Source organism: Rhodopseudomonas palustris (assembly GCF_007005445.1).
In the GTDB taxonomy this organism is placed as follows: Bacteria; Pseudomonadota; Alphaproteobacteria; order Rhizobiales; family Xanthobacteraceae; genus Rhodopseudomonas; species Rhodopseudomonas palustris_G.
Window position 1 is genome coordinate 3,560,258 of the sequence record NZ_CP041387.1, and the last position, 24,006, is coordinate 3,584,263.

The 24,006-nt window shown below is 64.6% G+C and carries 24 protein-coding genes; 11 read left to right on the forward strand and 13 right to left on the reverse strand.

Annotation, left to right across the window (positions count from 1 at the left end; translation table 11 throughout):
• Window positions 1-67: 67 nt before the first annotated feature.
• The 4 genes from FLL57_RS16300 to cysG are packed head-to-tail and all read right to left on the reverse strand — an operon-like array spanning window position 68 to window position 3,977.
• Window positions 68-577 (reverse strand): DUF934 domain-containing protein, encoded by a 510-nt coding sequence (locus tag FLL57_RS16300; RefSeq protein ID WP_047309898.1) that lies wholly within the window; start codon window positions 575-577, stop codon window positions 68-70.
• Window positions 564-2,219: a nitrite/sulfite reductase gene (locus FLL57_RS16305; RefSeq protein ID WP_047309897.1), complete on the reverse strand. Its 1,656-nt coding sequence runs from the start codon at window positions 2,217-2,219 to the stop codon at window positions 564-566. Before FLL57_RS16305 ends, FLL57_RS16300 begins: the two co-directional genes overlap by 14 nt.
• 10 nt (window positions 2,220-2,229) lie before the next feature.
• On the reverse strand, window positions 2,230-2,544 hold the full coding sequence (locus FLL57_RS16310) for a DUF2849 domain-containing protein (protein WP_013504085.1): 315 nt from the start codon (window positions 2,542-2,544) through the stop codon (window positions 2,230-2,232).
• Window positions 2,541-3,977 (reverse strand): siroheme synthase CysG, encoded by a 1,437-nt coding sequence (gene cysG / locus FLL57_RS16315; protein WP_142883416.1) that lies wholly within the window; start codon window positions 3,975-3,977, stop codon window positions 2,541-2,543. Before cysG ends, FLL57_RS16310 begins: the two co-directional genes overlap by 4 nt.
• A 312-nt stretch (window positions 3,978-4,289) precedes the next feature.
• On the opposite strand from cysG, the gene cysP reads away from it, so the two are divergent.
• The 5 genes from cysP to FLL57_RS16345 all read left to right on the forward strand — a co-directional run bounded on the left by cysP (window position 4,290) and on the right by FLL57_RS16345 (window position 10,135).
• The gene (gene cysP / locus FLL57_RS16320; RefSeq protein ID WP_013504087.1) at window positions 4,290-5,297 is read left to right on the forward strand and encodes a thiosulfate ABC transporter substrate-binding protein CysP; all 1,008 of its coding nucleotides are present in this window, start codon (window positions 4,290-4,292) and stop codon (window positions 5,295-5,297) included.
• 343 nt (window positions 5,298-5,640) lie between these two features.
• Window positions 5,641-6,468, forward strand: a complete 828-nt coding sequence (gene cysT, locus FLL57_RS16330) for a sulfate ABC transporter permease subunit CysT (RefSeq protein ID WP_013504088.1) — start codon at window positions 5,641-5,643, stop codon at window positions 6,466-6,468.
• A complete protein-coding gene (gene cysW / locus FLL57_RS16335) occupies window positions 6,465-7,334 on the forward strand; it encodes a sulfate ABC transporter permease subunit CysW (protein WP_142883417.1) in 870 nt (289 codons plus the stop codon). Before cysT ends, cysW begins: the two co-directional genes overlap by 4 nt.
• Window positions 7,335-7,566: 232 nt before the next feature.
• Window positions 7,567-9,741: a malate synthase G gene (locus FLL57_RS16340; protein WP_142883418.1), complete on the forward strand. Its 2,175-nt coding sequence runs from the start codon at window positions 7,567-7,569 to the stop codon at window positions 9,739-9,741.
• 193 nt (window positions 9,742-9,934) lie between these two features.
• On the forward strand, window positions 9,935-10,135 hold the full coding sequence (locus tag FLL57_RS16345; protein ID WP_013504091.1) for a CsbD family protein: 201 nt from the start codon (window positions 9,935-9,937) through the stop codon (window positions 10,133-10,135).
• A gap of 439 nt (window positions 10,136-10,574) precedes the next feature.
• Here FLL57_RS16345 and FLL57_RS16355 read toward each other — a convergent pair whose 3' ends face one another.
• From FLL57_RS16355 to FLL57_RS16365, 3 genes are all read right to left on the reverse strand, one after another.
• Entirely contained in the window at window positions 10,575-10,736 is a 162-nt protein-coding gene (locus FLL57_RS16355) for a Thivi_2564 family membrane protein (protein ID WP_013504092.1), read from the reverse strand.
• Window positions 10,737-10,889: 153 nt separating this feature from the next.
• Window positions 10,890-11,558, reverse strand: coding sequence for a DUF2865 domain-containing protein (locus FLL57_RS16360; RefSeq protein ID WP_142883419.1), 669 nt, complete (start codon window positions 11,556-11,558; stop codon window positions 10,890-10,892).
• A gap of 23 nt (window positions 11,559-11,581) precedes the next feature.
• A complete protein-coding gene (locus tag FLL57_RS16365) occupies window positions 11,582-12,349 on the reverse strand; it encodes a L,D-transpeptidase (protein ID WP_142883420.1) in 768 nt (255 codons plus the stop codon).
• A gap of 193 nt (window positions 12,350-12,542) precedes the next feature.
• Here FLL57_RS16365 and FLL57_RS16370 point away from each other — a divergent pair, with 193 nt between their 5' ends.
• On the forward strand, window positions 12,543-13,646 hold the full coding sequence (locus FLL57_RS16370) for an AI-2E family transporter (RefSeq protein WP_013504095.1): 1,104 nt from the start codon (window positions 12,543-12,545) through the stop codon (window positions 13,644-13,646).
• Window positions 13,647-13,738: 92 nt separating this feature from the next.
• Here FLL57_RS16370 and FLL57_RS16375 read toward each other — a convergent pair whose 3' ends face one another.
• The gene (locus FLL57_RS16375) at window positions 13,739-14,125 is read right to left on the reverse strand and encodes a hypothetical protein (RefSeq protein ID WP_013504096.1); all 387 of its coding nucleotides are present in this window, start codon (window positions 14,123-14,125) and stop codon (window positions 13,739-13,741) included.
• 382 nt (window positions 14,126-14,507) lie between these two features.
• Window positions 14,508-15,314, reverse strand: coding sequence for a response regulator (locus FLL57_RS16380; RefSeq protein ID WP_013504097.1), 807 nt, complete (start codon window positions 15,312-15,314; stop codon window positions 14,508-14,510).
• A 204-nt stretch (window positions 15,315-15,518) separates the two neighbouring features.
• Between FLL57_RS16380 and FLL57_RS16385 the strand changes: the two genes are divergently transcribed.
• Both FLL57_RS16385 and FLL57_RS16390 read left to right on the forward strand, forming a co-directional pair.
• Window positions 15,519-15,755, forward strand: a complete 237-nt coding sequence (locus tag FLL57_RS16385; protein ID WP_142883421.1) for a NepR family anti-sigma factor — start codon at window positions 15,519-15,521, stop codon at window positions 15,753-15,755.
• On the forward strand, window positions 15,755-16,300 hold the full coding sequence (locus FLL57_RS16390; protein WP_013504099.1) for a sigma-70 family RNA polymerase sigma factor: 546 nt from the start codon (window positions 15,755-15,757) through the stop codon (window positions 16,298-16,300). Before FLL57_RS16385 ends, FLL57_RS16390 begins: the two co-directional genes overlap by 1 nt.
• A 159-nt stretch (window positions 16,301-16,459) precedes the next feature.
• Here FLL57_RS16390 and FLL57_RS16395 read toward each other — a convergent pair whose 3' ends face one another.
• Entirely contained in the window at window positions 16,460-18,124 is a 1,665-nt protein-coding gene (locus FLL57_RS16395; RefSeq protein ID WP_142883422.1) for a CHASE domain-containing protein, read from the reverse strand.
• Between the two features lie 253 nt (window positions 18,125-18,377).
• Window positions 18,378-19,007, reverse strand: coding sequence for an urease accessory protein UreG (ureG, locus tag FLL57_RS16400; protein ID WP_142884238.1), 630 nt, complete (start codon window positions 19,005-19,007; stop codon window positions 18,378-18,380).
• Window positions 19,008-19,412: 405 nt separating this feature from the next.
• Between ureG and FLL57_RS16405 the strand changes: the two genes are divergently transcribed.
• On the forward strand, window positions 19,413-19,763 hold the full coding sequence (locus FLL57_RS16405; protein ID WP_142883423.1) for a hypothetical protein: 351 nt from the start codon (window positions 19,413-19,415) through the stop codon (window positions 19,761-19,763).
• Window positions 19,764-20,228: 465 nt separating this feature from the next.
• The gene (locus tag FLL57_RS16410) at window positions 20,229-20,513 is read left to right on the forward strand and encodes a hypothetical protein (RefSeq protein WP_011159765.1); all 285 of its coding nucleotides are present in this window, start codon (window positions 20,229-20,231) and stop codon (window positions 20,511-20,513) included.
• Window positions 20,514-20,583: 70 nt separating this feature from the next.
• Here the strand turns inward: FLL57_RS16410 and FLL57_RS16415 are convergent, their stop codons facing one another.
• Entirely contained in the window at window positions 20,584-22,695 is a 2,112-nt protein-coding gene (locus FLL57_RS16415) for a molybdopterin-containing oxidoreductase family protein (protein ID WP_142883424.1), read from the reverse strand.
• 151 nt (window positions 22,696-22,846) lie between these two features.
• On the opposite strand from FLL57_RS16415, the gene FLL57_RS16420 reads away from it, so the two are divergent.
• Window positions 22,847-23,173, forward strand: coding sequence for a hypothetical protein (locus FLL57_RS16420; RefSeq protein ID WP_142883425.1), 327 nt, complete (start codon window positions 22,847-22,849; stop codon window positions 23,171-23,173).
• A 50-nt stretch (window positions 23,174-23,223) separates the two neighbouring features.
• Here FLL57_RS16420 and aadR read toward each other — a convergent pair whose 3' ends face one another.
• A complete protein-coding gene (gene aadR / locus FLL57_RS16425; protein ID WP_013504105.1) occupies window positions 23,224-23,943 on the reverse strand; it encodes a transcriptional activatory protein AadR in 720 nt (239 codons plus the stop codon).
• Between the last annotated feature and the right edge of the window lie 63 nt (window positions 23,944-24,006).

Consider the following 24,006-nt stretch of genomic DNA (forward strand, 5'->3'; position numbering starts at 1 on the left):
GCGAGCAAAGCCGGCCCCTTCTCCCCGCGCGCGGGGAGAGGTTAGGCCACGCCCGTTGCCAGGGTTACTAACTCGCCGACGTCAGATGCCGCTGCCGGCGGAGCTGCAGCGCGCTACGGTGACCGTCGCCGGTCGGTTGATAGAATTCGGTGTAGCGATGCGTCGCCTCGCCGAAGGCGTGCGCGTCGGCCTCTTTCCTCACGTCGAGCGCGTCGAAGCCGTTGCGGACCAGGAAGGTGAACTGATCGCGCAGCACCTGACCCGTGGCGCGCAGCTCGCCGCGATAGCCGTAAATTTCGCGCAGCCGCCGCGCCTGGCTGTGGGCGCGGCCGTCCTTGTAGGTCGGGAACACCAGCGCGATCAGCGCCAGCCGGTCGAGCCAGGGTTTCAGCTCGGCGACGTCGCGGTTGTTCGGCCAGATCACCCCGAGCGGGCTGTTGCGCGCCGCCAAGGAGTCCGGATCGGCCAGAAAGCGCGCAGCCGAGATCAGCACCGAGCCGGCGGCCGGCAACTCAGCGTCGTCGGCCACCGCGGCGAATTCGTCGGCCACGATCTGTCCGTTCTTAACGAGTGGCATAGACCCGCTCCTTGAAGGGTTCGACGCCGAGCCGCTTGACCGCGTCGACGAACAACTCGTCCGGCCGTTGCCGCAGGCTGAGATACGCCTCGACGATGTCCTCGATCACGTCGGCGACGTCGCCGTACGGCACCGCGGGGCCGATCAGCACGCCGAGCTCGGCGCCCTCGTCGGCACGGCCGCCGATGGTGATCTGATAGAACTCCTCGCCGTTCTTCTCGACGCCGAGAATCCCGATGTGGCCGACATGGTGGTGGCCGCAGGCGTTGATGCAGCCGGAGATGTTGATGTGCAGCCGCCCGATCAGAGCCGCGGTGTCGGGATTGGCGAAGCGCCGCGACAGCTCCTGGGCGATCGGGATCGACCGGGCATTCGCCAGCGAGCAGTAATCGAGGCCAGGGCAAGCGATGATGTCGCTGACCAGACCGACGTTCGGGGTGGCGAGGCCGAGCCCGTCGAGCGCCGCCCACAGCGCCGGCAAATCGCGTCTGGCGACATGCGGCAGCACCAGGTTCTGTTCGTGGCCGACCCGGATCTCGCCGAACGAATATTTGTCGGCAAGGTCGGCGACCGCATCCATCTGCTCGGCGGTGGCATCGCCCGGCGCGCCGCCCGCGGGCTTAAGCGACAGCGTGACGATGGCGTAGCCGTCCTGGCGATGCGGCGCGACCGAATTGGCCCGCCACGCTTCGAACCGCGCATCGCCGGCCGCCGCGCGAAGCTCGTCCGGCTCGGCCGGCAGCTCTTCATAGGCTGGGTAGACAAAGCGCGAGCGGATGTCCTCGATCATCTCGTCGTCGAGCGTCAGCGGACCGTCGGCGATCTCGCTCCACGCCTGCTCGACCTCGGCGGCGAACTTCTCGATGCCGAGCTCGTGCACCAGGATCTTGATCCGGGCCTTGTAGATGTTGTCGCGACGTCCGTACTGATTGTAGACGCGCAGGATCGCCTCGATATAGCTGAGGATGTCGCGCCCGGCGACGAACGGCTTGATGGTGCGGCCGATGAACGGGCTGCGACCCAGTCCGCCGCCGACCAGCACTTCGAAGCCGGTGTCGCCGGCGTCGTTTCTGACCAGCTTCAGGCCGATGTCGTGGATCTTGATCGCCGCACGGTCGTGATCGGACGCGGTGATGGCGAACTTGAACTTGCGCGGCAGGAACGAGAACTCCGGATGCAGCGCGGTGTGCTGGCGCAGGATTTCGGCCCAGACCCGCGGATCCTCGATCTCGCCCGGCGCGACGCCGGCCCACTGATCGGCGGTGACGTTGCGGGTGCAATTGCCCGAGGTCTGCATCGCATGGATGCCGACTTCGGCGAGGTCGGCGAGCGCGTCGGGCAGATCCTTCAGCGCGATCCAATTGAACTGGATGTTCTGCCGGGTGGTGAAATGGCCATAGCCGCGGTCGTAGGTCCGCGCCACATGCGCCAGCTTGCGAAGCTGGTCCGACGACAGCGTGCCGTAGGGAATCGCCACGCGGAACATGTAGGCGTGGAGCTGCAGATACACGCCGTTCATCAAGCGTAACGGCTTGAACTCGTCCTCGGTGAGTTCGCCAGACAGGCGTCGGCGCACCTGATCGCGGAACTCGTCGACGCGTTCGTGGACGATGGCGCGGTCGATGTCGTCGTAAGCATACATGGAGCAGTCCTCAAGCCTGGACCGGCAGCGCGATGGTGACGCCGTTGCGCCGGATTTTTTCGCGCAGGTTTCCGGGGCGGATTGCGCCATCCGCGGCGATTTCGACCGGCGCGATGTAGGCACCGACCGCGCCGACATCGTCGGCCGTCGCGGCGGCGAGCAGCGCGCGCGCCGGCTCAGCCTCGCGCACGATGGCGGCGTCGGCCAGATCGGTCGACCAGCCGCTCTGCGCGGTCCGGTAGATCACCACGCCATCAATGGTGCGGTTCGCGGTGATCACCGAAGGGCCGGTGATCTTGATCTTCTGTTGCAGCGGGGACGTCATTCGGCGGCCATCTGATAGGTCGAGACGAGTTGCAGGAGTTGTTGCTGGCGCCACGGCGCCGAATGCGCGACGACGTCGCCGATCACCAGCAGTGCCGGTCCGCCGTCGACCTGCTCGACCAGCGCCGGCAGGTCGTCGAGCCTTCCGACAGCCGATGCAGCGTCCGTCCGCGTCACCCGCGCGAATACACCGACCGGCGTATCGGCGGCGCGGCCGGCAGCCAGCAGCCCTTCGCGGATCGTCGGCCCCGCGCTCATGCCCATATAGACCACGACGGTCATCTTCTGATCGGTCAGAGCCGACCAGTCGACGGTTTCGGCATCCTTGGCCTTATGGGCAGTGAGAAAGGTGATGCGCAGCGCCTCGTGGCGATAGGTCAGCGGCACCTCGAACTGCGACGCCGCGCCAAGCGCGGCGCTGATACCCGGCACCACCACGTAAGACACGCCGGCTTCGCGCAGCGCTTCGACCTCTTCGCCGCCGCGGCCGAACACGAACGGATCGCCGCCCTTCAGCCGCACGGCGCGCTGGCCGGACCGAGCCGCTTCGATCAGCAGCTTGTTGATCGCGTCCTGACCGATGCCCGGCTGGCCGACACGGCGGCCGACCGGCACGCGCTTGGCGTCGCGGCGGATGCGGTCGAGGATGTCGGGCGAAACCAGCTCGTCGTAGAACACCACGTCGGCATCCGACAGCGCCCGCAGCGCTTTCAGCGTCAGCAGATCGGGATCGCCGGGCCCTGCACCGACGATGCTGACATGACCATCGGCGCGGCGGCCGAGCGAATGCCGCGCGTAGTCGCTGGCATCATCGATCTTCTTCAGTTCGGTCTCGGCATCGGTCAGGCGCCCGTCGAGCACGGCGCGACCGATCGGACCGTCGACGACGCGCTCCCAGAACCGGCGGCGCAGCGGGAATTCAGGAATCCGCGCCTTGATCGGGGCGCGCCAGCGGCCGATCAGCGCGGCAAGTTCGCCGATCCGCGCCGGCACCACGGTCTCGATCAGTTCGCGGAGGCGGCGCGCCACCACCGGCGAAGACCCGCCGGTGCCGATCGCCACCACCACGTCGCCGCGATCGACGATTGCCGGAAAGATGAAGGTGGAATGCGACAGCTCGTCCATGACGTTGACCGGCACGCCGAGGACGCGCGCCTTCGCGGCCAGCGGCGCGGCGACCTCGCCGGCCCCCGCACACAACAGCGCGATCGCGCCGGTGAGATCGGCGCGCAGCGGATCACCTTCCGGAAAACTGATGCGCGCGCGCTCGGCCTCGGTCAGACCGGTCAGATCGCGATCGCCATCGGTGACGTACCAGCGGACCGAAGCACCGGCGCCGAGCAACAGCCTCAGCTTGGCACGCGCCATCTCGCCGGCGCCCACCAGCACCACGGGGCCCGTCGCCAGATCGAGAAACACCGGAAGAAACCGCATGCCGACTCCGCTTTGAACGAACCCAGAATTATTTTCTGCATGGAAACGTTACAAGCCGCCCGAGAAGAAAACCATTCCTTTGCGCCGCTCGTGGACGACGTAGAATTTCGTTCCTCAAAACGTTCAATAGGTAGACGACCGTTCCCCGAGCGCGGGAAGCCCGGCCGCCGCAACGATCTGGCAGCGCGCCACGCGCCGGTGGGACGGCTTCCCACACCTCCTTCGATCGCCTATCTGACGACCATCATCACGTAAGGTAGCGGCGGTGCTACGCCGATCGCAGAACCGTCCATTGTCAGTCGAGGAGATCTCGTGAACCGTTTCGCTCTCTCATTGTTCGCCGGCTTCGCAGCGCTGCTGACGGCGGCCCCGGCGCAGGCGCAAACATCGACGACGCTGCTCAACGTCTCCTACGACATCGCGCGCGAGCTCTATGTGGAGATCAACGCCGCATTCATCCCCCATTGGAAGGCGAAGACCGGCCAGGACATCACCATCAACCAGTCGCACGGCGGATCGTCGCGGCAGGCGCGTTCCATCCTGGAAGGACTGGAGGCCGATGTCGTGACCTTCAATCAGGTCACCGACGTCCAGGTGCTGCACGACAAGGGCAAGCTGATCCCGGCGGATTGGGCTCAGCGGCTGCCGAACAACTCCTCGCCGTACTACTCGCTGCCCGCGTTCCTGGTGCGCGCCGGCAATCCAAAGGGAATCAAGGACTGGGACGATCTGGTGAAGCCGGACGTCAAAGTGATCTTCCCGAACCCCAAGACGTCGGGTAACGCCCGCTACACCTATCTGGCAGCCTACGCTTTCGCCAGGCACAAATACGGCAGCGATGCCGAGGCCGACGCCTTCATCAAGAAGCTGTTCGCCAATGTGCCGGTGTTCGACACTGGAGGCCGCGCCGCCACGACGACCTTCGTCGAACGCCAGACCGGCGACGTGCTGATCACTTTCGAGGCAGAGACCAGCGCGATCCGCGATCTGGCGGGCGCCGACAAATATCAAGTGGTGGTCCCTCCCACCAGCCTGCTGGCTGAGTTCCCGGTCGCCGTCGTCGACAAATACGCCGACAAGCACGGCACACGAGCGCTGGCCACCGCCTATCTCGAATATCTGTATTCGCCCGAGGGGCAGACGATCCTCGCCAAGGCCTATAACCGGGTGCACGACAAGGCCGTGATCGAGAAATTCAAAGACAAGTTCCCGGAGGTGAAGCTGTACCGGGTCGAGGACGAGTTCGGGGGCTGGGACAAGCTGAACGCCGAGCACTTGGCCTCGGGCGCGAAGCTGGATCAGTTGTTCGGGGGGCGATGAGGCGGCAGGCCGAGCTTACCTCCAGGCGCCGACAACAAGTTCGTCGTTCCGGGGCGCGAGCGCGGCGCGAACACGGAAATCTCTCTTCGCTACAACCACTAGATTCCGGGGCTGCGCGCGACAGCGCGCATCCCCGAATGACGAACGCCAAATCTGTTCGTCATTGCGAGCGGAGCGCAGCAATCCAGATCCCACTGCGCAAAGCCGGATTGCTTCGTCGCGGAGCCTGTGCTCGGACGGCGCAAAGCGCCGATCCGAGTGCTCCTCGCAATGACGCGGTGAGGCGTAGATCTGCAATTGACTAACCCTCACCCACCCTCGTCACTCTCTTCGGATCACCGCCTTGCGACGCAGCGTCATTCCCGGTTTCGGCCTCAGCCTCGGCATCACGTTGCTGTATCTCGGCGCGATCGTGCTGCTGCCGCTGGCCGCGCTGATCCTGAAGGCGTCCGACATCGGCGCGGCTCAGCTCTGGGCTATTCTGAGTTCGCCGCGGACACTCGCGGCGATCCGGCTGACACTGACGATGGCGCTGGTCGCCACGCTGTTCAACGCGCTGTATGGCACGCTGCTGGCCTGGGTGCTGGCGCGCTACACGTTTCCCGGCAAGCGACTGCTGGATGCGCTGATCGACGTGCCGTTCGCGCTACCGACCGCGGTGGCAGGCCTCGCATTGACGGCGCTGTTCTCGAAATCCGGCTGGTTCGGCGCGCCGCTCGATGCGCTCGGACTGCAGATCGTCTACACGCCGCTCGGAATCGCGATCGCGATGGCGTTCACCAGCATTCCGTTCGTGGTGCGTACGGTGCAGCCGGTGATCGAGGATCTCGGCAGCGACGTCGAGGAGGCCAGCCGCTCGCTGGGCGCCAACGATCTGCAGATCCTGTCGAAGATCATCCTGCCGTCGATCTTTCCGGCGCTGCTGGCCGGCGCCTCGCTGGCATTCGCGCGCAGCCTCGGCGAGTTCGGCGCCGTCATCTTCATCGCCGGGAACCAGCCGATGAAGACCGAGATCGTGGCGCTGCTCGCCTTCATCCGGCTCGAAGAATACGACTACCCCGCCGCAGCGGCGATCGCCTCGGCGATGCTGGTGATGGCTTTCGTGATGCTGATCATCACCAACGCGGTGCAAGCCTGGCAGCTCCGCTATCTCGGCAAGAGCGGAACATGACGGCCAAACCGAGCGCTCCCGTGAAGAAGGACTGGATGGTGACGCCCGTTGGCGCCGGGCCGGTGACGCGTTGCGTCGTCCTCGGCATCGTGGCCGTGCTGACGCTGTTCATCCTGGTCGCGCCGCTGGCGGTGATCCTGACCTCGGCGTTTGCCCAGGGCGTCGGCGTGTTCCTGCGCAATCTCGGCGACCCCGGCACGCTGCACGCGATGTGGCTGACGACGATCACCGCGCTGATCGCGGTGCCGGTCAACATCCTGTTCGGCCTCGCCGCCGCCTGGACGGTGACCAAGTTCGAGTTTCCCGGGCGCACGCTGCTGATTGCGCTGATCGAACTGCCCTATTCGATCTCGCCGATCGTCGCCGGTGTCGCCTATCTGTTCGTGTACGGTTCGCAGGGGCTGTTCGGCCCGCTGCTCGAGCAACTCGGCATCAAGGTGATGTTCGCGCTGCCGGGCATCGTGCTGGCCAGCATGTTCGTGACCGCGCCGTTCGTCGCCCGGGAGCTGATCCCGCTGATGCAGGTGCAGGGGACCGACGAAGAGGAGGCGGCGGTAACTCTGGGGGCGTCGGGCTTTGCGACCTTCCTGCGCGTCACGCTGCCCAACATCCGGTGGGCGGTGCTGTACGGGGCGATCCTGTGCAATGCCCGCGTGCTCGGCGAATTCGGCGCGGTGTCGGTGGTGTCCGGCAATGTGCGCGGCCAGACCACCACGCTGCCGTTGCAGATCGAACTTCTGTACCAGGACTACAATGTCGCAGGCGCGTTCGCCGCCGCCACCACCCTGACGGCCGTCGCCCTGGTGACCATCCTGTTGAAACTCCTCCTGGAACGGCTGTCCGGCGACGAACGGCCGCTGACCTAGCGCCGCCGCGGTCCTGATCGAATCGGAACCAACGCTCCGGGTCTGATTTGCGCGTTTTCGTCTCCCGAGCCGATATCCGTCGCCCGAAATCGCTGCGGCGGGCGACGGTGGTCCCTGGGCCTTCCAATTTCGGAGGCTTTGGCGCTAAAAGGCCGTGGGCGCCGCTGGGGAGGCGGCGCTGTCCCCGGACCCCGTCAACGGCGGTTTCGACCTTTTCTGGCTGGATAATCAAATGAATCGTATTGATGCCCACGGACTGAAAATCGCTCCTGTGCTGTTCGACTTCATCGCCAAGGAAGCCGCGCCGAAAACCGGCATCGCTGCCGACGTATTTTGGGCCGGGCTCGCTGCGATCGTTCGTGATCTGGCGCCGAAGACCCGCGCGCTGCTGAAGACCCGCGACGACCTTCAGGCCAAGATCGACGCCTGGCATCTCGCCAACAAGGGCAAGAAGCAGGACATGGCGGCCTACACCGCGTTCCTGAAGGAAATCGGCTACCTGATGCCGGAGCCGGCGACCGCTCCGGTCGAGACCGCCAATGTCGACGAGGAAATCGGCAAGCTGTGCGGTCCGCAGCTCGTGGTGCCGCTGTCGAATGCGCGCTACGCGCTGAACGCCGCCAATGCGCGCTGGGGTTCGCTGTACGACGCGTTCTACGGCACCGATGCGATCCCGCAGGAAGCCGCCCAGGCCAAGGGCTACGACAAGGCGCGCGGCGACAAGGTGATCGCCAAGGCCAAGGCGTTCCTCGACCAGGCCGCTCCGCTCGCCGCCGGCAGCCACAGCGACGTCACCGCCTACAGCGTGATCGCCGGCCAGCTCTCGGCCAAGCTGAAGAGCGGCAATGCCGCCGGCCTGAAGAAGCCCGAGCAGTTCGCCGGCTATAACGGCGATGCGGCCTCGCCGAGCGCCGTGCTGCTGGTCAACAACGGCCTGCACATCGAGATCAAGATCGACCGCGCCAACACCATCGGCAAGGACGATCCGGCCGGCGTCGCCGACCTGATCATCGAGTCGGCGGTGTCGACCATTCTCGACATGGAAGACTCGGTCGCCGCCGTCGACGCCGACGACAAGGTGCTGATCTATCGCAACACCCTCGGGCTGATGGACGGCACGCTGTCGGAAAGCTTCGAGAAGGGCGGCAAGACCGTTACCCGCGCGCTCAACGGCGACCGCAGCTACACCGGCGCCGACGGCAAGCAGATCACGCTGCACGGGCGCAGCCTGCTGCTGATGCGCAACGTCGGCCACCACATGTGGACCGACGCGGTGCTCGACAGCGAAGGTCAGGAGATCCCGGAAGGCTTCCTCGACGCCGCGGTGTCGGGTCTGATCGCGATCCACGATCTCAAGCACCTCGGCAACACCCGCAACAGCCGCACCGGCTCGGTCTACATCGTCAAGCCGAAGATGCACGGCCCGGATGAAGTCGCACTCACCGTCGAACTGTTCGGCCGCGTCGAAAAGATGCTCGGCCTGACCGAGAACACGCTGAAGGTCGGCATCATGGACGAGGAGCGCCGCACCACGGTGAACCTCAAGGCCTGCATCCAGAACGCGTCCAAGCGGATCTGCTTCATCAACACGGGATTCCTGGACCGCACCGGCGACGAGATCCACACCTCGATGGAAGCGGGTCCGATGATCCGCAAGAACGAGATGAAGGCGCAGCCCTGGATCAAGGCGTATGAGGACTGGAACGTCGACACCGGTCTGGTCGACGGCCTGCCCGGTCACGCCCAGATCGGCAAGGGCATGTGGGCAGCGCCCGACAAGATGGCCGACATGCTGGCGCAGAAGATCGGCCATCCGCAGGCCGGCGCCACCACCGCCTGGGTGCCGTCGCCGACCGCCGCGACCCTGCACGCCCTGCACTATCACCAGGTCGACGTGATCGCGCGGCAGCAGGAGCTGGCCAAGGGCGGCCCGCGCGCCAAGCTCGAGGACATCCTCACCATCCCGGTGTCGAACTCGAACTGGGCGCCGGACGATGTCCGTCAGGAGATCGACAACAACTGTCAGGGCATTCTCGGCTACGTGGTGCGCTGGATCGACCAGGGCGTCGGCTGCTCCAAGGTGCCGGACATCCACGACGTCGGCCTGATGGAAGACCGCGCCACGCTGCGCATCTCCAGCCAGCACCTCGCCAACTGGCTGCATCACGGCGTCGTCACCAAGGAGCAGGTGCTCGACTCGCTGAAGCGGATGGCGGTGGTGGTCGACAAGCAGAACGAAGGCGATCCGCTGTACCGGCCGATGGCGCCGGATTTCGACGGCGTCGCGTTCGAAGCCGCCTGCGACCTGATCTTCAAGGGCCGCGCCCAGCCGAACGGCTACACCGAGTTCATCCTGCACGAACGCCGCCGCGAGGCGAAGGCGGCGCATCTCGAAACGCTGCGATAGGCCGTCGGAACTGTTACTTCGGTAGTCACGAGACCTCCCCCGCAACGGGGAGGTCTTTTGCTTTGGTAGCTCATTACTGTCCAGCAATTTCAAGCGCGCGTGGTGCAAACCCCGGGTGACGGCTTGCCGCTGCACCGACCGGAACCATCCTCGGAGCTGCCCGTTGACCGGCATCCAAACACTGGAGGACAGGATGGACTGGAATCGCGTTGAAGGTAACTGGAAGCAGTTCAAGGGCAACGTCAAGGAGAAGTGGGGTAAACTCACCGACGACGATCTCGACGTGATCGAAGGCCGCCGCGATCAGCTCGAAGGCAAGCTGCAGGAGCGATACGGCTACGCCAAGGACCAGGTCCGCAAGGACGTCGACGACTGGTTCTCGACCCTGAAGTAATCGGCCCACAGGTCGACACGATGAGCCCCGGCACAGCACGCCGGGGCTTTTTGTTTGCGGACGTCGACAGAGCCTCGAGCAGTTCTGCTCTTTATCGAATCAGAGCTGATCCGCACCGCGCTCCACACGCACAACCTCATGGTGAGGAGGCGCGTAGCGCCGTCTCGAACCATGTGACGCACGGAATGCGTTGCCCCATCCTTCGAGACGCCCGGCTTCGCCGGGCTCCTCTGGATGAGGACTCAGTGCCCTCGGAAGGTCGGGTCGTTTCAATCAAACGATGAACCGGTCCAAGCTGTTATTACGGACTCAGGACTGCGGCAATGAGAGCGGCAGCCGAGCCGGCTTCGATCGACGAAGCGCTCCTCGATCGACAAATCGCTCGACAAGCTGCCCGCACGGCAGCTCCGGCCGGGCTGACCACCCGGCCGGAGCCGACTCAGAACACTGCCAGATACTTCAGCAGTGACACGATGCCGATGATGATGACGACGACACGTGCGATCTGCTTGGCGCGGCCGTCGAGCGGCAGCATGTTGATCAGATACAACACCAAAATGACGACGAGAAAGGTAATCAGAATTCCGATCAGAAGGCTCATCTTTCTAGCTCCAACCCGCGGTCACGCCGCGTTGGATCAATCGCCGAGATGCAGATCGGTTCCAACTTCGGAACTGGAGCTTGCTTGCCGAATAGTCTTCAGAAGAATGCAGAGGCCGCTGTCGTGCGACCCCCTTCGACTGGGTTCGAAGCGTCAATCCTGAGCCAGCACCGGCACCCTGGAATAGCCGGCGCGGACGTGATCGGCGCCGGACGCCGGCGCGAGCGCGACCTTGCCGTCGCCGCCGGACGCATTCCGGGCAGCAACCATCAGACCATCCTTGCCGGCGATGATGTCACCCCTGCGGACGGTCGGATCGTCCTGGATCGCGATCTGGGCAAGACCGAACTGGTCCTTGCCGTTGCAGGTACAGCCCGCCACGATCTCGGTGCGATATTTGAACGCGTTCGGCAAGTCGGAGTAAGGCTTGCCTCCCGACGTACGGGCATTTTCGATCGCCGATCCGTACACAACCTGCGTCGCGCTCGCCGGACAGAAGCTGCTGCAAGTCTCGCTCTTGGCAGCGCCACCGGTCGCGGAAATCGGGAAGTAGCGCCCGTCACAGGTACGAACGCAGAACGCCTGCCCGCTGCCGGAAGAGTAGCTGCGCTGGCTGGGGCGGGACACCCGCTCTCGCTCTCGAACATAACCGTCTTCAGCGAACGGCAGCGCGGGCATCCGAGGATGATAGGCGCCACGCGGCGCATGGAAGCCCCCGAACAGGCTCTGGAAGAAATCCTGGGCCGGCGCCGGTGAGGCGATCACGACGGCCGCCACCGCCGCAGTACAGGCGAAGATCCGGCCTGGGGTGAGCTTGCTCATGACGTTTTCCCGACTGTTACGGCTTAGTCGATCGACGAGATCGAAATGTTCATGGCCTGCCGGGCCGGGCGGGGCGTCGTGCGCGCCTCCACCGGCCGCGACGCCGATTTCGGCAGCACCACCACCCGGGTTCCGACACCGGCACGGTTGAACAGATCCTCGACGTCCTCGTTGGTGAGGCGAATGCAGCCGGACGATACGAACTTGCCGATGGTCGCGGGATCATTGGTGCCGTGGATGCGATAAGTCGTGGAGCCGAGATACATCGCCCGGGCGCCGAGCGGATTGCCGGGACCGCCCGCCATGAAGCGCGGCAGATACGGCTGACGCGCGATCATCTCGGCCGGCGGCCGCCAATCCGGCCATTCAGCCTTGCGGGTGATGGTCTGCACGCCCGACCAGGTGAAGCCTTCCCGGCCGACGCCGACACCGTAGCGAATCGCCCTGCCGCCGCCGAGCACGTAGTACAAATAGGTATTTGCAGTATCGATCACGATCGTGCCGGCCGGCTGATTGGTCTGATACGACACCACGGTCCGGCGCAACCGATCGGGAAGCTGCCCATCCTCGCCAGCATCTGGAATGGCCTCGCGTTCGGACGGCAGCAGCATCTCCTCGTCGGCAATGAACGGACCGGCCTGCGGCACGGCCGCATAGCCGAGCGTCTGCGCAGACGCCGCGCCGGAAGGCAACGCACCAGCGAGCAGCACGGCGGCGACACCGACGAGCCATGGACGAATTCCGCGCGACAGCGACCCGTCGGCATCGGAGGTCTTCGAAACGGCAATCATGATTGCGTCCCCGCTTGTTAGTTGCAGCCTCTCGCTGCGCTGCTGACAAACGTCGTCCGGTCCAAAACCGTTCCGCCCCACCCCTCCGGAGGCGGCCGGAACGGCATCGGAACTTTCCGCCTCAGCGGTGGTTTAGTGCGCACGCCCGCGTCGCATCGCCGGCTCGATTCGGTCCAGCCGCCGGGGGGGTCTTTTGCGCGTTCTTCCAGCCGAACCGCCGGGCACCCCGCTCCCCGACAGTGCCGACGACCGTCCCCCCCTGATCAGGCGCACCGAAGTTGTCGCATTCAGCCTGGTGTCGCTGCTGCTGATCTTCCTGATCGGCCTGCTCTATGTCGGAAAGCCGTTCTTCCTGCCGATCGTCACCGCTTTCGTCGTCGGCACGATGCTGTCGCCGATGGCGAGCCTGTTCGAGCGCTGGCATATCCCGCGCGGCGTCAGCGCAGTGCTGATCGTGCTGGCCGGCCTCGCCGGGGTCGTGTTCATGATCGGACTGATTTCGGTGCCGCTGATCGAATGGACCAACCGGCTGCCGGAGCTCGGCTCGCTGATGCGGGACAAACTGCACGTGCTGGACAAGCCGGTGGCGATGTGGCGACAGCTACAAACCGCGCTCGGCGGCGCCGAGGCGCTCGCCCCGGCGACGGTCCAGATGCCGAAGCTCGACTGGATGCAGCCCACCGTCGAGTTTCTCTCCCCCACCCTCACCGAGTTGGTGCTGTTTCTGGTGACGCTGGTGTTGTTCGTGGCGAGCTGGCGAGGCCTGCGGCGGGCGCTGGTGATGCTGTTCGCGGGCCGCGATGCTCGGCTGCGCACGCTGCGGATCCTGAACGAAATCGAGGAGAGCCTCGGCGCCTATCTGTTGACGGTAACGGTGATCAATCTGTGCTACGGCGCCGCGACCGGCCTGCTGTTGGCCGCGGCCGGCATGCCCAACCCGGCCGGCCTGGGTGCGCTGGCGGCGACGCTGAACTTCATTCCGATCATCGGTCCTTTCGTGATGTTCGTGATCCTGTGCGTGGTCGGAATCGTCAGCATGCCGACGCTCGGCGCCGGGCTGCTCGCGGCATTCGGCTTCGCCTGCCTGACCTTCATCGAAGGCCATTTCATCACCCCGACCATCATCGGGCGCCGGCTGGCGCTGAACGCGCTGGCGGTGTTCATCGCAATCGCATTCTGGACCTGGCTGTGGGGACCGATGGGTGCCTTCCTCGCCTCGCCCTTGCTGATCGTCGGACTGGTACTGAAGGAGCATCTGCTCCCGGTGAATTCGCCGCAGCTACCCGACAGCCACTGAGACCGCCTCGCCGCGGGGAGGCGGAAACGCGAACATCCGCCCAACGGGGCGGATGCGGCTTTCAGTCGTACACTTAAATAAACGGAGCGCCGTCAGGCGAGGCAGCGGCCAGGCGCGAGCTGCTTGGCGGCTTCGGTGAGAACGCTCACCACCGGCTCGCAAGCCACGATCGGCTTAGGTGCCATCGCGGGCTTGTTCAGCGCCGGAGCGCGTAGCGCCCCACCGATCTGCTGCTGCGGGACCCGGACCAGAACGGATTGACCGATCAGGGTCACCGCGACGGTCTGCCCTGGCTGGGACTCACTGATCGCGCCGGCGCGATCGGCCTTGCCGGAGCGATTGACGTCCTGCGTCGGCACGGCGGATGCCTGCCGAAGCAACATCGTGCGGCCGAGATCCTCGCCGACCGCCAGTTGCGCCGCACCCAGCGTCCCGGTGATAGCAAGGGCGCCCAGAATTCCCCGCACAATGTGTGACATGATGATTTGCCGCTTTTGTTGTAGCCGGCGTTTGTGCCGCTTTCCCTGTGCGGCGCCGCCACTACGTCATTCGCAGCGCCCGCAATGATTAATCGCGCGGGCGGGAAAGCGGTTCGACGGTGATCGATCAACTGAGCGTGTTAACGATTTTATCAGTTGACGGGAACGGTTTTGGCATACCGGACGTTCTTCGAGCGCCGGTAGTCCCCCTGCCCCAAAACCGGCGACCCAGGGCGCGGCTGCGTGATGCCAGCCGCGCCCTGTTCATGTCGATGGGCCCGCTTGAGCCGATTGCGCGGGCGTTGTGACGGACCACCATCGACATGAAAAACGCCGCCCGAAATCCTCCGGACGGCGTTCACTGCGGCAACTGTTCTGATCGTCAGGAAGCGACGGCGCTGGGCTTCCGGTTCCGCGAGTTTCGCTGGAAAAACAGGGCCTGACTGGCAACCGCCGACACCATCGCGGTCTGGAACGGTTTCGATATCAGGAACGCCGGCTCGGGGCGCTCTCCCGTCAAGAAGCGCTCCGGATATGCCGTGATGAACACCACCGGCACCTCGAAAGTGCGCAGCAGCTCGTTGACCGCATCGAGGCCGGAGCTGCCGTCGGCGAGCTGGATGTCGGCCAGGATCAGGCCGGGCTTCTTGGTGCGGGCCAGCGCAATCGCATCCGCATGGGTGCGGGCGACGCCGATCACGTTGTGACCGAGGCCCTTGACCAGGCTCTCGAGGTCCATGGCGATGAAAGTCTCGTCCTCGATGATCAGAACGTCGGTCGCGATCTCCTCGGCCATCTCGCGGCCGGCGGCGTCGACGTACTCACGAATCTCGCTGACATCGGCCTGGAGCACGAAGGCCACCTCCTCCTCGGAGAAACCTTCCAGCGACAAAAGCAGAAACGCCTGGCGCGGCAGGGGTGTGATTGCCGACAGCCGCCGCTCCGAAGGCATCGGCAGGGTGCGAACCTCGGCGTCGTCGTTCAGGGCGACCGAGTTCCAAATCTGGGTAAACAAACGGAAAAGACCGGCGCGCGGGCCGTGCCGCTCGTCGAGAAGGGCGGGGTCCTGGAGCAGTGCCTCCAGCATGGCGCCCACATAGGCGTCGCCGGAGGTCTGGCTACCGGTCAGCGCGCGCGCATAGCGGCGCAGCAAGGGCAAATGCTCTGCAACAACCTGTGATCTCGACATCCCCACTCCATCAGTCATCTCGGCAACCGCCCGCCGCGGGCCGGCACCTCTGCGAGGGCAACTACGCACCAACGCGGCAAAAGTTCCATTGGGTCGTGGAACTTTCAGGTCGGGATCGCATTAGGCTCCAGTGAAAACGGCGACCGATCAAGAAAACCCTCGAAGTTCAGGGGACTTGACCATGGGGAAAACATTGGATCAGTCATGCAAGAATTCAAGGCTCAAACCATGAAGAAGTCGGCTCCAGGCACCAAGGGTGGTCTCAACGCCGAAATTCAGGCTCGGATCGGACATCAATTACGGGCGATGTACGACGACGTGGTGCGGCAGGGTGTTCCTGATCGGTTCGCGGACCTGATCAAGAAGCTGGACGACCCGCAGCGGGCGGCGGAAGCCGCGACTGCCTCGGATACCAACAGCAGCACCGAAGGGAGGGACTAATGCCTCTCACCGATTCCCTCCGGGACGACATTCTCGCCGCGGTGCCGAGCCTGCGCGCGTTCGCGATCTCGCTGAGCGGCAACGCCGACCGCGCCGACGACCTGGTCCAGGAGACCTTGCTGCGCGCTCTCGCCAACATCGATTCCTTCCAGCCGGGCTCCAACCTGCCGGCCTGGTTGTTCACGATCCTGCGCAACCTGTTTCGCTCCGACTATCGCAAACGGCGGCGCGAGGTGGAGGACGCGGACGGCAGCTACGCCAAGACGCTCAAGTCGCAGCCCGGGCAGACCGCGCATCTGGAATTCGAGGAATTCCGCACCGCACTGGACAAACTTCCGCAGGATCAACGCGAAGCGCTGATCCTGGTCGGCGCCTCCGGCTTCTCTTATGAAGACGCCGCGGCGATCTGCGGCTGTGCGGTCGGCACGATCAAGAGCCGGGTCAACCGCGCCAGATCCAAGCTCAGCGCCCTGCTTTACGTCGACGGTGCGGAGGATTTCGGTCCGGACGATACCGTACGCGCCGTGATCGGCGGCAACGGCTGACGCACCGCCCGATTTCCTCGATCCAATGGCGCGTCGAGCAATCGGTCAATCCCCACTCCTCAACCCTGATGCGGAGGGGCCCCGTAGCCGGGCCCCTCTGCTGTTTGATTCGACCAGCCCGATCTGATCAGCAGGCGGGATGGATCTGATCGCTTGTTGCTATGGATGACGCGGCTTGCGGACCGGCCGGACCGGCGCGGTGATCTGCCCGGTCCGGGCCCGCTCGTTGACGTCGACAACGGTTTCGAGCGGCGCTGTCAGCTCATAGACGTAGCTGACATCGGTGAAATAGCGCTTGGAAGTGCCGCCGAGCGCTTCGGGCGCGACACGGTCGAGCAGGATGATACCGAACTCGCTGTCGGGGCGGCGGGTGGCCGCGCTGGTGTTGAACTCTTCCCACCGGAAATAGAACGTCGCGTCCTTGCCTTCGCCGGTCACCGACCAGCTTGCCACTACGCTCGGATGCTTGCCGACCACGGCCAGCCCCTCGTCGGAATGCGACGCCAGCTCGAAGAACAGTAGCGACAAGCTCTGTGCCGCCCGGGCGCTGACCGCAATGTCCGGTCCATCGACTTCGATCCGGTCGGCATGCGGGATCGCCCGCCCCTCGAACAGGCCTTTCAGCATCACGCCCTGCCATTGGCTGTCGCTGAGCAGCGAAACCACGTTGGACATCGCGTGAATCCGCCCGATCAGCAATTCGCGGGCGACGTCGAGATCCGAGCCGTGGCGCAGCGTCCGGGTGACGATCGACTGAATAACCGCCAGGATGTTCTTCACCCGGTGGTTGAGTTCGTCGATCACTGCGGTAAGGCGGCGCTCGAAGCCGATCCGCATCTGAATCTCGCGCCGTAGCCGGATATTGCTGTAGCTGACATAGCCGAACAGCCCGCAGACGATCAGCGTCAGCGCCAGGCCGGCCAGCCCGATGATCAGCGCCATCTTCTGGGCACGGTCGTAAGGATCGATCTTCGGGTAATAAGCCAGCGACCAGTCGCGGTTGCCGAACGTCACGGTACGCATGATGAACGGGTGGAAGCCCTCGGGATGGGCTCGTGAACTGATCTGCCCGCTCTCGTCGGCGACCAGCTCGTAACCTGCGCGGCTCGGATCCTTCAGCACCACCGAGAACAACGACAGATCATCATTGGTCAGCATCAAGGTGGCGAGGTTGTACGAGAAGGTCACGAAGCCGACGATATCGGAGCTGTCAGTATTCATCACAGGCGCCGCCAGCACCACGCCGATCGGGCCGTTGCCGGTCAGCGGCAACGGGTCGGACACGTGCGGCTGGCCTTCGGCCAACGCTTGGGCGAAGGTTCGGCCCAGAATCGGATCGTGATCCAGCATCCGTCCGGTGAGCGCCATCGTCTCCGCATTCCGCGGCTCGACATCCATCACGACGTCCAGCACCGGATCGCGGGTCAGATCCAGGGGCTGGCCGTCATAATCGCGGACGGTCGGCTCGGGAAAGCCGGCCCTTGTCAACTCGGCCTCTGCCGCGGGCACTTCCTCGGGCTTCAACCGGGCAACCCAGGTGGCGAGTACGAAATCGGTCTTGAAGGTATAGATCGACGATCGCAGCGGCTGCAGCATGTCGGCCTTGATTACCGACGGCTTGCGGAACAGGCCGGACGCCACACGGCCGAGCAGCTCGCGCTCGGTCAACCGATCCTGAACCTGACTGGCATGGACGTCGATGGCACGTCCGAGCGCGATCCGCTGAATGGCCGCTTCCTGCTCGTAAACGCGAGATGCGGAAAAGCCGGACAGCACCACCCCGACAATGGCGATCAAGCCGATGATGAAGCCTAGCCGAACCACGCTCTTACTCGTTGTCCGAGGCGGAGCGTCCGCCTCACCTATCCACCATATCTATGCCGGCCCACCATGAAGAAGCGTCGACCTCAGCGCAACTCAACGATCCATGAAGAAGCGGACGGGCGGGCTCGAAATCCAAGAGCGGTTCAACCGCAATCCGTCGGATTTCGTTCCGGCTCGAGGGATCACGAATTTGGTACAGCATCGCACCCCAACTCACCTGGGACTTTACCCAAGTGCGGGATCCGGTAACGGTTCAGCCCGGCGCGCGCGGCGTCAGGCCGCCTTTCTCCTCAATGAACTCGATGATGCGCTCCAGACCGACCTTGTTCTTCAGGTTTGTCATGACGAACGGCCGGGCTCCTCGCATCCGTTTGGCGTCGGTGTCCATCTTTTCCAGCGAGGCGCCGACATGGGGCGCCAGATCTATCTTGTTGATCACCAGGAGGTCGGAGCGGGTGATACCAGGCCCACCTTTGGACGGGATCTTGTCGCCCGCAGCGACGTCGATCACATAGATGGTGAGGTCGGCGAGTTCCGGAGAGAAAGTCGCCGCAAGGTTGTCACCTCCGGACTCGATCAACACCAGGTCGAGACCGGGGAATTTGCCGCGCATCTCGGCCACGGCGGCCAGATTCATCGACGCGTCCTCGCGGATCGCGGTATGCGGACAGCCGCCGGTTTCCACGCCGGCGATCCGATCCGGCGTCAGGGAGCCGGAGCGCACCAGGAACTCGGCGTCCCACTTGGTATAGATGTCATTGGTGATGGCAGCGATATCGTAGCGCTGGCGCATGGACTTGCAGAGCAAGTCCATCAGCGCGGTCTTGCCCGAACCGACCGGACCGCCGATACCGACGCGAAGAGGACCGTGATCACCCGACATAATGGATTCCGCTTGAGCCTGGCACGAGGCGGCGAACACGATTGAGCCCGATCAGGCAGCGCCGCAAGCCGGCAAATAAGAACGATACGCCATCGGATTGCAAGCCGTACACGGCCGCGGTGAGCGGATGCGACCTTCGTCGCGAACTGATCCTTGGCGCGGCGTCCGGCATTCGTGCCGGTGGAGCTTGTCGCTCGCTTCGCCCTGAACCCGGCAAGTTTCTCGATACTGAGCGAGTCGAAGCGATCTAGGCGGTGGCTCCACCTCCTGCGTTCGACGCCGCGCTACCGGGTACCGCCAGCTCGTGCAACCCGCGGGCGATTTATCCACCACTCCGGCTCACACCGCGCATTTCGATTGACGTAACTAATCAAACACTTCCAATGACGCCGAACAGGACGAGCAATGCCGCAACAGCCGACCTCCGAATCCGCTGACCACAGCGGTAACAGCAGCCAGGACGAGCGCCTGCGGGAGACGGCCGCCAAGACGGTCCACACGCCCGAGGCGGTGTCAAAGGAGCCGGGATCGCGGCTTCCTGGCGAGGCGGCTCAGGTATCTGCGGCTGAGTTTCCAGCAGAACAGGCACTCCATGCCGAACTCAGCGCATCCAGCGAACGCGAAGAAATCGCGAAACGCATTGCAGCCTTCCGAAATTTGCAGATCAGCTTGAAGCGGGACCGCGAGGACTATTACGAGCGAACCTTGGCCCGCGCTCGTGCTGCACTCGCGTCAAACGCGAAATCACCGCACTGAGCAATCCGCATCCCGCGGAGGCGATCGGGCTGATTACCTCGTCGGAAGCGCATCGTTACGTCTTTGGTTGGACGCGCTCTCGCATCCGCTCAGACACTACGCACCCCTTGCAAAGCGTCCGCTCGCGACAAATCGTCTCCCTATCGGCTGCTGACTCCGCGAAATACACGCCGAAACGACCACCGTCTGCACTATTCGGCGGCACGATTCCACTTTGCGGGAAAACGCGGCAATCGCCCGACGGATGCCGCCAGACCGCACAACAGGCGCATCGCCCGTCCTTCAGTATCGACCAAACGAGGATTGTCACTACGCGGCGAGTACCTATTTTCGCCTGAATCGAAACTACACGTGCTTAAACGAATGCTAACCGAAGCCGCCCCGATCATTTCGAACAATCGAAATTCAGAATTGTCGGCACGGAACGGGTGTAGTAGAAGGGCGCTTCACTAAAGGAGCCTACGCGTGGCAAAGAAAGCGAAAGCAAAGACTGCGAAGACCGCAGCGAAGTCGAAGAAGGCCAAGAAGGTGGTGACCAAGGCCGCGGCGAAGACCGCTACCAAGGCCAAGGCCGCCAAGAAGGGCAAGATCACTCGCCGCGAATACACCAAGGAAGACATCAAGGAGTTGAAGGCGCATTCGAAGGCGCGCACTCCGGTGGCGGAAATCGCCCGTCTGACCAATCGGACCGTCGGCTCGCTGCGTCAGAAGGCGCTGAAGCTCGGTATCGGCCTCGGCCACCAGCGCTGAGCCTGAACGCGCACCTCGCGAAGCGACCACGACTGCCGATCGCCGGCTCCAGCCGGGCTCATCGGGTTCATCAGTCGCGCTTCGCGAGTGGCGCCCCAGCCTTCTTGATCCAGACTTTGTTGTCGTGAAACGCCGCACCACCGTGCGGCGCGACCGATTCTGCGCTGGTGAGGACGTTGATTCCCCGTCCTCCGCGATGCGCGCGGTTCGGAAATACTGATTCGGCGATCACCACGCCGCGGCGCAGCCCGTCTGAAAGTCTGGCGGTCAGCATCGTCTCCCCACGGGAATTTCCCAGCACCACGACCTCGCCGTCCTCGATCCCGATTTGGTCGGCGTCGTCCGGATGGATCAGCACGCTCGGCTCGCCCTCGCGCGCCTGCGAGGATGGGGTCTCGTTGAAGGTCGTGTTGAGGAAGCTTCGGGCCGGGCTGGTGGCGAGGCGGAACGGATGCTGCGGGTCGGCCTGTTCGGTCACCGCCCAGTGATCCGGCAGGCTCGGCATCGCCTCCCACGGTCCGAATTTCAGCTTGCGCGGGACGTTGACGTTCCCCCAATCGGCGCGGAAGTGAAACTTGCCGTCGGCATGGGCGAAGCCGTCCAGGAAGTGCGACGCGCGGAAGTCGGGCTGCAGATCCCGCCAAAGCTCGGCCTCGAGTTGCGCGATGCCGCCATGGCCGCTGCTTTTCAGCGTCGAATCGATCACTTCGCGCGGCGTCATGGCGAACGCCGGGTGGTCGACGCCGAGCCGTCGCGCGACGCCTTGCAGCACCTCGTGGTTGGAACGACATTCGCCCGGCGGCTCGACCAGCCGGCTGCCGACCGAGATATGCTGGTGTCCGCCGCCGTAGTACAGGTCATCGTGCTCGAGAAACATTGTCGCCGGCAGCACGATGTCCGCCATCAGCGCCGTCTCGGTCATGAACTGCTCGTGCACCGCAACAAACAGGTCGTCGCGACCGAAGCCGGTGCGAACCAGCTCCTGCTCCGGCGCCACGGTCATCGGGTTGGTGTTCTGGATCAGCATCGCCTTGATCGGGGCTCCGCCACGCAAAGCCTCGGCGTCGCCGGTGAGGATGCGGCCGATCTTGGACTGATCGAGCACCCGGGTCGCCGGATCGAGCCGATCGAGCCCTTCGATCAGCGACTTGTCGAAGCCGAAGATCGCGCCGTTGTTGAAGAACGCCCCACCGCCCTCGTATTGCCAGGCGCCGGTCACCGCCGGAATACACAGCGCAGCGTGCATCTGCGCCGCGCCGTTGCGGCTACGGGTGAAGCCGTAGCCCAGCCGGAAGAAACTGCGCCTGGTTTCGCCGACGGCGTGGGCGAAGGCTTCGATCTCGGCCTCCGCCACACCGCAGATCGCCGAGGCCCAGGCCGGCGTCCGCGTCGCCAGATGCGCTTCCAGTGCGTCCGGGCAGTCGGTGTAGCGCGCCATATAGGCCCGATCGGCGAGGTCGTCCCGAAACAGCACATGCATCACGCCACAGGCAAAGGCGCCATCGGTCCCCGGGCGCAGGATGATCCGGATATCGGCCTGCTGCATGGTCTCGTTGTCGTAGATATCGACCGCGGCGATCTTGGCACCGCGTTCTTTGCGGGCACGGGCCGCATGGGTCATCACATTGACCTGGGTCGACACCGGATTGGTGCCCCAGATTACGATCAGATCCGACCTGGCCATCTCCCGCGGATCGACGCCGGCGACCTTGCCGACTCCGGCGGCATAGCCGGACCACGCGATGTTGGCGCAGATCGTCGAATAGAACCGCGAGTATTTCTTGACGTTGGCGAGCCTGTTGATGCCGTCGCGCATCACCAGCCCCATGGTCCCCGCATAGTAATACGGCCAAACCGACTCGGCACCGAAGGCCGCCTCGGCGGCGTCGAACCTGGCCGCGATCTCGTCCAGCGCCTCGTCCCAGGACACCCGCGCGAATTGTCCGGAGCCCTTCGGGCCGATGCGGCGCATCGGATAGGTCAGCCTGTCGGGATGATGGATGCGTTCCGCGTAGCGGGCAACTTTGGCGCAGACGACGCCCGCCGTGTAGGTCTGCCGCTTCGAGCCACGCAGCCGTCCGATGGTCGAGCCGTCGATCACTTCGACATCCAGCGCGCAGGCCGATGGGCAATCATGCGGACAGGTCGAGTGGCGGATGTCGATCGCGACAGGCTGGCTCATGTGCGAATCGTTAGCACGAACTCTGCCGGCTGAGAACGTGCCCCGGCCCGGCCAGCGTCCTGTCCACCAGCGTCACCTCCCCTCGCCGGCCGTCTGCAACTTTTCGGACGTGGGATCGTTATGCCTGCGCAACAGGGACGACGGGCGAGACATGCATCCAGCTCAACACATCGAATTCGACCGACTGGCGCAGGAGATTTCGGCCTGGCGCGCGGTTCCCCCCGACGCGCGCGCGCCGGCTCCGGGCTGGTGGTGGGGCCCCGCGATGGCACTGCGTCATGCCAGTCAGCCTTTGTCGCCGGAGCACTGCCGAAAATTCGGATTGCCGGTAGGCGCCTCGTTCGCGGACGCCGGAAACAAGGTCATGGCGTTTCTCGCGGCCCAGCGATCGTTGGCGAGCCCCGGCCAATTCCCGAAACGGCGAACCAAACAGCGCGCTATTCGGGCCGCGATGCCGTTTGCCGTCGCGGCGGAGTGAACAGCGGGGAGTTCGATAGTAGAGGGAGAGTACTCGAGACGGATCGTCGTCTAGGCTGCCGCCAGCGCGTCGAAGCGCTTCGGGTCGAGCACCCGCACGCCGTCCGGCACGATGACGATCAGTTTCTCACGCTCGAGCTTGGTGAAGGTGCGGCTCACCGTCTCGATCGTCAGGCCTAGGAAGTCGGCGATGTCCTGCCGCCCCATCGGCAGGCTGACGGTTTTGGTGACGCCTTCCAGCCGCGCCAGCCGATCGCGCCAACCGACCAGGAAGGCCGCAACCTTCTCTTCGGCCGAGCGGCGCCCGAGCAGCAACATCTGATCCTGAGCGAGGCTGAGTTCGCGGGTGGCGAAGTCGTTCATGCGGAGCAGCATCTGTGGGCGATTCTCGATGAAGCGCAGGAACGGACCGCGGAAGAACTTACAGACGGTCACGCCGCCGATCGAATCCGCCGAAAACGAGTAGCGGTTGCCGGGCGCCATGCCGAGGAAGTCGCCGGGCAGCGCAAAGCCGATGATCTGACGGCGACCATCGGGCAGCAGCTTGTACAGGCGGGCGATCCCCTCGATCAGGCTGTAGACCGAATCCGCGACTTCATCCTCGGAGAACAGCGCTTCCTTCGGCCCATAGCGCACGTGCTGAGCGAGCCGTTCGAACTCCTCGTGATCGGCCGGTCCGAGTTCGCCGCAAATCGCCAACGCTCGCACCGCACAATGCGTCTCACACCGGAATCCATCGCAAGTCGTCGTCGGATAAGCGAGATGCGGCATCCATCACTCCATGCGGTCGTGACACTGAACTCTCCTGGTGCGCGTCGCCGTCGACCGACCGCC

What these genes read in the sequence shown, in the direction of transcription:
- FLL57_RS16365 (WP_142883420.1), bottom strand. Translation starts at nt 12,349, where the DNA reads ATGATTGCCGTTTCGAAGACCTCCGATGCCGACGGGTCGCTGTCGCGC.
- FLL57_RS16420 (WP_142883425.1), top strand. Translation starts at nt 22,847, where the DNA reads ATGCATCCAGCTCAACACATCGAATTCGACCGACTGGCGCAGGAGATT.
- aadR (WP_013504105.1), bottom strand. Translation starts at nt 23,943, where the DNA reads ATGCCGCATCTCGCTTATCCGACGACGACTTGCGATGGATTCCGGTGT.
- FLL57_RS16380 (WP_013504097.1), bottom strand. Translation starts at nt 15,314, where the DNA reads ATGTCGAGATCACAGGTTGTTGCAGAGCATTTGCCCTTGCTGCGCCGC.
- FLL57_RS16405 (WP_142883423.1), top strand. Translation starts at nt 19,413, where the DNA reads ATGCCGCAACAGCCGACCTCCGAATCCGCTGACCACAGCGGTAACAGC.
- FLL57_RS16300 (WP_047309898.1), bottom strand. Translation starts at nt 577, where the DNA reads ATGCCACTCGTTAAGAACGGACAGATCGTGGCCGACGAATTCGCCGCG.
- ureG (WP_142884238.1), bottom strand. Translation starts at nt 19,007, where the DNA reads ATGTCGGGTGATCACGGTCCTCTTCGCGTCGGTATCGGCGGTCCGGTC.
- FLL57_RS16375 (WP_013504096.1), bottom strand. Translation starts at nt 14,125, where the DNA reads ATGTCACACATTGTGCGGGGAATTCTGGGCGCCCTTGCTATCACCGGG.
- FLL57_RS16390 (WP_013504099.1), top strand. Translation starts at nt 15,755, where the DNA reads ATGCCTCTCACCGATTCCCTCCGGGACGACATTCTCGCCGCGGTGCCG.
- FLL57_RS16355 (WP_013504092.1), bottom strand. Translation starts at nt 10,736, where the DNA reads ATGAGCCTTCTGATCGGAATTCTGATTACCTTTCTCGTCGTCATTTTG.
- FLL57_RS16360 (WP_142883419.1), bottom strand. Translation starts at nt 11,558, where the DNA reads ATGAGCAAGCTCACCCCAGGCCGGATCTTCGCCTGTACTGCGGCGGTG.
- FLL57_RS16385 (WP_142883421.1), top strand. Translation starts at nt 15,519, where the DNA reads ATGCAAGAATTCAAGGCTCAAACCATGAAGAAGTCGGCTCCAGGCACC.
- cysG (WP_142883416.1), bottom strand. Translation starts at nt 3,977, where the DNA reads ATGCGGTTTCTTCCGGTGTTTCTCGATCTGGCGACGGGCCCCGTGGTG.
- FLL57_RS16340 (WP_142883418.1), top strand. Translation starts at nt 7,567, where the DNA reads ATGAATCGTATTGATGCCCACGGACTGAAAATCGCTCCTGTGCTGTTC.
- FLL57_RS16305 (WP_047309897.1), bottom strand. Translation starts at nt 2,219, where the DNA reads ATGTATGCTTACGACGACATCGACCGCGCCATCGTCCACGAACGCGTC.
- FLL57_RS16345 (WP_013504091.1), top strand. Translation starts at nt 9,935, where the DNA reads ATGGACTGGAATCGCGTTGAAGGTAACTGGAAGCAGTTCAAGGGCAAC.
- FLL57_RS16310 (WP_013504085.1), bottom strand. Translation starts at nt 2,544, where the DNA reads ATGACGTCCCCGCTGCAACAGAAGATCAAGATCACCGGCCCTTCGGTG.
- cysW (WP_142883417.1), top strand. Translation starts at nt 6,465, where the DNA reads ATGACGGCCAAACCGAGCGCTCCCGTGAAGAAGGACTGGATGGTGACG.
- FLL57_RS16415 (WP_142883424.1), bottom strand. Translation starts at nt 22,695, where the DNA reads ATGAGCCAGCCTGTCGCGATCGACATCCGCCACTCGACCTGTCCGCAT.